This is a genomic window from Streptomyces spiramenti, from assembly GCF_012034385.1.
GTDB classification, from domain to species: domain Bacteria; phylum Actinomycetota; class Actinomycetes; order Streptomycetales; family Streptomycetaceae; genus Streptomyces; species Streptomyces spiramenti.
Genome location: NZ_JAAVJB010000305.1, coordinates 1 through 4906, shown reverse-complemented (window position 1 = coordinate 4906; position 4906 = coordinate 1). Strand labels below are relative to the sequence as shown.

Genomic DNA, 4906 nt, shown 5'->3' with positions numbered 1-4906 from the left:
GTCCCCGGGCCCCCCTCCCCGGGCCCGGGGCGGCCGGTTGCGCGTGCCTCCCGCTCGCGCGGCGCGGCGGCGCGAGGGCGGAACACCGGCGGTGTGAACAGAGTTGGTGCCCGATTCTCCTCAGGGGATTGACGGCTTCACCTTGGCTGTACATGCTGCCTGCCGTGCCCACATCAACAAACGAGGCCGTGACCGGCGCGGATGCCGCCGCCGACCCGGCCCCGTCCGCCCGCCGGCGGCCGACTCCGAGCGCGGACCGCGCTCCGGGAGCCCGCCGGGAAACCCTGCTCGCCTGGGGGTTCCTCGCCCCCTCGATCGCCGTCTTCACGCTCTTCCTGCTGTATCCGCTCGGCCGCACCGTGTACCTGTCGATGCACGGCAACGACATCATCGGGCGCCCTTCCCGGTTCGTCGGGCTGAGCCACTTCCAGGAGATGTTCTCCGCGGACTTCGGCAAAGTCCTCGTCGTCACCGCGCTGTTCACCCTCGGCGTCGTCATACCCGGCGCCCTCGGCGCCCTCGCCGTCGTCCTGCTACTGGAGTCGCAGGTGCGCGCGCAGCGGTTCTTCCGCAGCGCCTTCGCCCTGCCGTTCGCGTTCTCCGTCGCGAGCGCGTCGGTCATCTTCGCGGTCTTCTACAACCCCGCCAGCGGCGTGCTCAACGGTCTGCTCTACCAACTGGGACTCGGGCAGGTCGCCTGGCTGACCAGCACCGACATGGCGCTGATCTCGATCTGCCTCACCACCGTCTGGATGAACCTCGGCTACGGCGTACTGATCCTCGCCGCCGGTGTCGGGTCCATCCCCCGCGAGGTCAACGAGGCGGCGCTGCTCGACGGCGCGTCGGGCGCCCGACGCGCCTGGTACATCACCGTCCCGCTCCTCGGCCCCCAGCTGTTCTTCCTGATCGTCATCTCGACGATCAACGCGCTCCAGGGGTTCGGGCAGATCCACATCCTCACCCAGGGCGGGCCGGTCGGGTCCACCACCACCCTCGTCTACTCCATCTACCAGCTGGCCTTCGCCCACGGCACCAGTGACTTCGGCCGCGCCAGCGCGCAGGCCCTCGTGCTGCTGCTGATGGTGCTGATCTGCACCGCGGTCCAGTTCGGCGTCATCGAACGGAAGGTGCACTACTCATGAGGGTCACGCTCGGCCGCGTGCTGGTCTACGTGGTGCTGCTCCTGGCGCTGGTCCCGGTGCTCTTCCCGGTCTACTACGTCATCGCCGGCACGTTCATGGAGCCGCGGGAGCTGTCGAGGTTCCCGCCGCAACTCGTCCCCACCGGCTTGCACCTGGACAACATCCAGCGGGTGCTCGACGCCGTCCCGCTGATGCGGATGTACGCCAACTCGCTGATCATGGCGGGCATCATCACCGTCGCCCAGCTGCTGACGTCGGTACTGGCGGCCTACGCCTTCGTCTTCCTCCGCTTCCGGGGCAGCGCCGTCGTCTTCGCGCTGTTCCTCTCCACCCTGATGGTGCCGGGCGAGGCGACCTTCATCCCCAACTACCTGACGCTCTCCGACTGGGGGATGCACAACAGCTACCTGGGGCTGGTCCTGCCGTTCCTCGCCTACGCCTTCGGCACCTTCCTGCTGCGCCAGAGCTTCAAGCAGTTCCCCCTCGAACTGCGCGACGCGGCACGGGTGGACGGCATGGGGCACCTGCGGTTCCTGTGGACGGTCCTGCTGCCGCTCAGCAAACCGGCGCTCAGCGCGGTCGGCGTCTACGTCTTCATCAGCTCCTGGAACATGTACTTCTGGCCGCTGATCATGACCCGCACCACCGACATGCAGACGCTCCAGATCGGCCTCAACAGCCTCAAGAACGCCGAGTCCGCCAACCCCGGGCTCTGGCTGGCGGGCGCCGCGCTGTCGGTGCTGCCGACCCTCGCGCTGGTCATCTTCGGGCAGCGCTTCATCGTCCGCGGCCTCACGGCGGGCGCCGTGAAGTGACCGCGCCGGGCCGCCGTCACCGCGGCCCCCGCCTCCGCGGCCCGGCCGCGCCCGCCGACCCGGCACCACCGGTACGACGCCACACGTACGCCACGACCCGCGCGTGACCACGCGCGCGACACCACCGCGAGGCGCGCCCCGACGCGCCCGCACCCGTCCCCGCGCCAACCGTCCCGGGGACGCCACGGCACGACCACGAGAAACGGAACACGCCACCATGACGCTCCGCAGACGCTCCGCCGCAGTCGCCGCCGGTGCCTCGATAGCCCTGCTCCTCAGCGCCTGCTCCTCCGACGACAACGGCGGGGGAGGAGGCGGAGCCTCGGCCTCCGAGGTCCCCGGTGCCGAGGTCCTCGACGACCTCGACGAGGCTGTCGAGGTCGAGTTCTGGCACAGCATGGATTCCACCAACGGCCAGGTCCTCAACGGCCTGATCGACGATTTCAACGCCGACAACGAGGGCCGGGTCCGCGTCACCGGCACCTTCCAGGGCGACTACGACACCACCCTGGCCCAGCACCGCGCTGCCATCCAGCAGGGCGACACCGCCAACCTGATCATGGTCTACGACCTCGGCACCCAGTTCATGATCGACTCCCAGCAGACCGTGCCCGCCCAGGCGTTCATCGACAAGGACGAGTACGACACCGGCTCGCTGGAGGACGCCCTCCTCAACTACTTCACCGTCGACGGTGATCTCCGCTCCTTCCCCTTCAACAACTCGACCCCGCTGATGTACATCAACCGGGACGCGTTCGAGGAGGCCGGCCTCGACCCCGACAACCCGCCCAAGGACCTCGCCGAGATCCGCGAGTACGCCGAGGCGCTGACCGTCACCAGCGAGGACGGACAGGTCGAGCGGTACGGCTTCGGCGCCGCCGTCTACGGCTGGTTCATCGAGCAGTTCATGGCCCGTGCCGCGGTCCCGTACTGCGACAACGGCAACGGCCGCGAGGGCCGCGCGCAGGAGGCGCTGTTCAACGACCCGAAGATCGTCGAGGTCGTCGAGTGGTGGCAGTCGATGATCGACGACGGCCTCGCCGTCCAGATCGGCCGCTCCTACGACGACGCCCAGGCCGCCTTCACCGCCGGCCGCGCCGCGATGACCCTGGAGTCGACCGGATCGCTCGGCGGCTTCCTGGAGCAGTCCGACTTCGAGGTCGGAGCCGGCTACTTCCCGCTGGTCTCCTCCGACGACCCGGGCGGCTCGATCATCGGCGGCGCCTCGCTGTGGATCAACGGCGAGGGCCACAGCCAGGAAGAGGTGCGCGGCTCCTGGGAGTTCGTGAAGCACCTCCTCACCCCCGAATCGCAGTCCACGTGGCACGCGGGCACCGGCTACCTCTCGGTCAACACCGAGGGCTACGACGGCCCCGAGGCCAAGGAACGCGCCGAGGAGTTCCCGCAGTTCGCCGTCGCCGCGGCCCAGCTGGCCGACTCCGAGACCAGCGTCAACACCGCCGGCTGCATGATGGGCGTCATGTCCGACGCCCGGGTCGCCGCCGAGGAGGGCTGGGAGGCCGCGCTGACCACCGACGACACCCCCGAGGCCGCGCTGACCCGCTCCAAGGAGTCCCTGCAGCGCAAGATCGACGAGTACAACGAGTCCGTCGGCTGATCGACCGGCCCAACCCAACGGCGGCGACCCCCCGGGCGAACCGGGGGCCGCCGCCGCACGGCCGCCCCAGCCGTACCGGCCCCTCGCACCCCGGCAGGGGCCGGTACCGGTGAGGAACGGTCGCCGTGTCGACGTGCGCGGACCCTACAGCGGGCGCCACCGCTGGGCTAAGGTCCGGCCATGCCGCTCCGGATGCGACGACGCACCTCCACCGTGGGGGATACCACCGCGGTGCTCGACGCCGTCCACGAGATCGGTGAGCACCTCGGCGACGGCCTGCGCGGACGCGGCACCCCGGCCGCCACCCGCCGCCTCCGCACCCTGCTCCACGCGGACACCGTCGTCCTGGCCGACCTCGAACAACCCCTGGCCATATCCGGCCGCGTACCCGACACCGAGGAACTGGCAGCCGTTCTCGCCCGCACCTTCGAGCACGGCGCCACCGCCCGGCACGCCCAGTGGACGGCCGTGCCGCTGCTGGTCGACGGAGAGCTCACCGGGGCGCTGGCAGCCACCGGCGCCGGCGACAGCGACCTGGAGGCGGCCGGCCGCCTCGTCACCCGCTGCCTCGACCACTCCGCGCTGCGCCGCGCCCGGGCCCGCATAGCCCAGGCCGAACTGCGCACCCTGCGGGCGCAGATCTCGCCGCACTTCCTGCACAACGCGCTCGCCGTGATCGCCGCGCGCATCAAGGCCGACCCGCCCCGTGCCCGGACACTGCTCAACGACTTCGCCGACTACCTGCGCTACAGCTTCTCCCACCAGGGCGACTACGCGACGGTCGCCGCCGAGCTCCAGGCCACCCAGACCTACCTGGAGCTCCAGCGCGCCCGGTTCGACGACCGCATGGAGATCACCGTCCGCATGGCGCCGGAGATCCTGCCGGTGGCACTGCCGTTCCTCGTCGTCCAGCCCATCGTCGAGAACGCCGTCCGCCACGGCCTCGAACCCCGCCCCGGGCCCGGCACCGTCACCGTCTCCGGGTTCGGCGAGGGACCACTGTGCGTCATCGTCATCGAGGACGACGGTGTCGGCATGGATCCCGACCAGGCGCAGGCCATCCTCGCGGGAGCCTGGCAGCGTCCCGTCACCGAGGAGGCCGGCGCCGGTGTCGGCCTCGCCAACGTGGACCGGCGGCTGCGCACCGTCTACGGACCCGAGTACGGCCTGGTCATCGAGACCGCGCCCGGCCTCGGCACCAAGGTCGTCATCCGGGTGCCCCGCTTCATGCGCGGGGTGCAGGCGGCGGGCGGACTGCGGTCGGGGCGGTCCCGGCCGGGCGCGCGGCCCCCGAGGCCCGGTCCGGACGCGGCGCCCGCGCGGCCCCTGGC

4 protein-coding genes are annotated in these 4906 nt (G+C 71.0%); all 4 read left to right on the top strand.

Going from position 1 to position 4906, the window contains the following annotated elements:
- Positions 1–164: 164 nt before the first annotated feature.
- The gene (locus HCJ92_RS22145; protein WP_338054322.1) at positions 165–1142 is read left to right on the top strand and encodes a carbohydrate ABC transporter permease; all 978 of its coding nucleotides are present in this window, start codon (positions 165–167) and stop codon (positions 1140–1142) included.
- The gene (locus tag HCJ92_RS22140; protein WP_167935383.1) at positions 1139–1957 is read left to right on the top strand and encodes a carbohydrate ABC transporter permease; all 819 of its coding nucleotides are present in this window, start codon (positions 1139–1141) and stop codon (positions 1955–1957) included. The genes HCJ92_RS22145 and HCJ92_RS22140 overlap by 4 nt, the downstream gene beginning before the upstream one ends.
- A gap of 217 nt (positions 1958–2174) precedes the next feature.
- The gene (locus HCJ92_RS22135) at positions 2175–3575 is read left to right on the top strand and encodes an ABC transporter substrate-binding protein (protein ID WP_167935382.1); all 1401 of its coding nucleotides are present in this window, start codon (positions 2175–2177) and stop codon (positions 3573–3575) included.
- 180 nt (positions 3576–3755) lie between these two features.
- Positions 3756–4906: sensor histidine kinase (locus HCJ92_RS22130; protein ID WP_245241128.1), on the top strand; the 1151-nt coding region annotated here is incomplete at its 3' end.

Excerpts from the sequence above, each read along its gene's own strand:
- HCJ92_RS22140 (WP_167935383.1), top strand. The coding sequence starts at position 1,139 with ATGAGGGTCACGCTCGGCCGCGTGCTGGTCTACGTGGTGCTGCTCCTG.
- HCJ92_RS22135 (WP_167935382.1), top strand. The coding sequence starts at position 2,175 with ATGACGCTCCGCAGACGCTCCGCCGCAGTCGCCGCCGGTGCCTCGATA.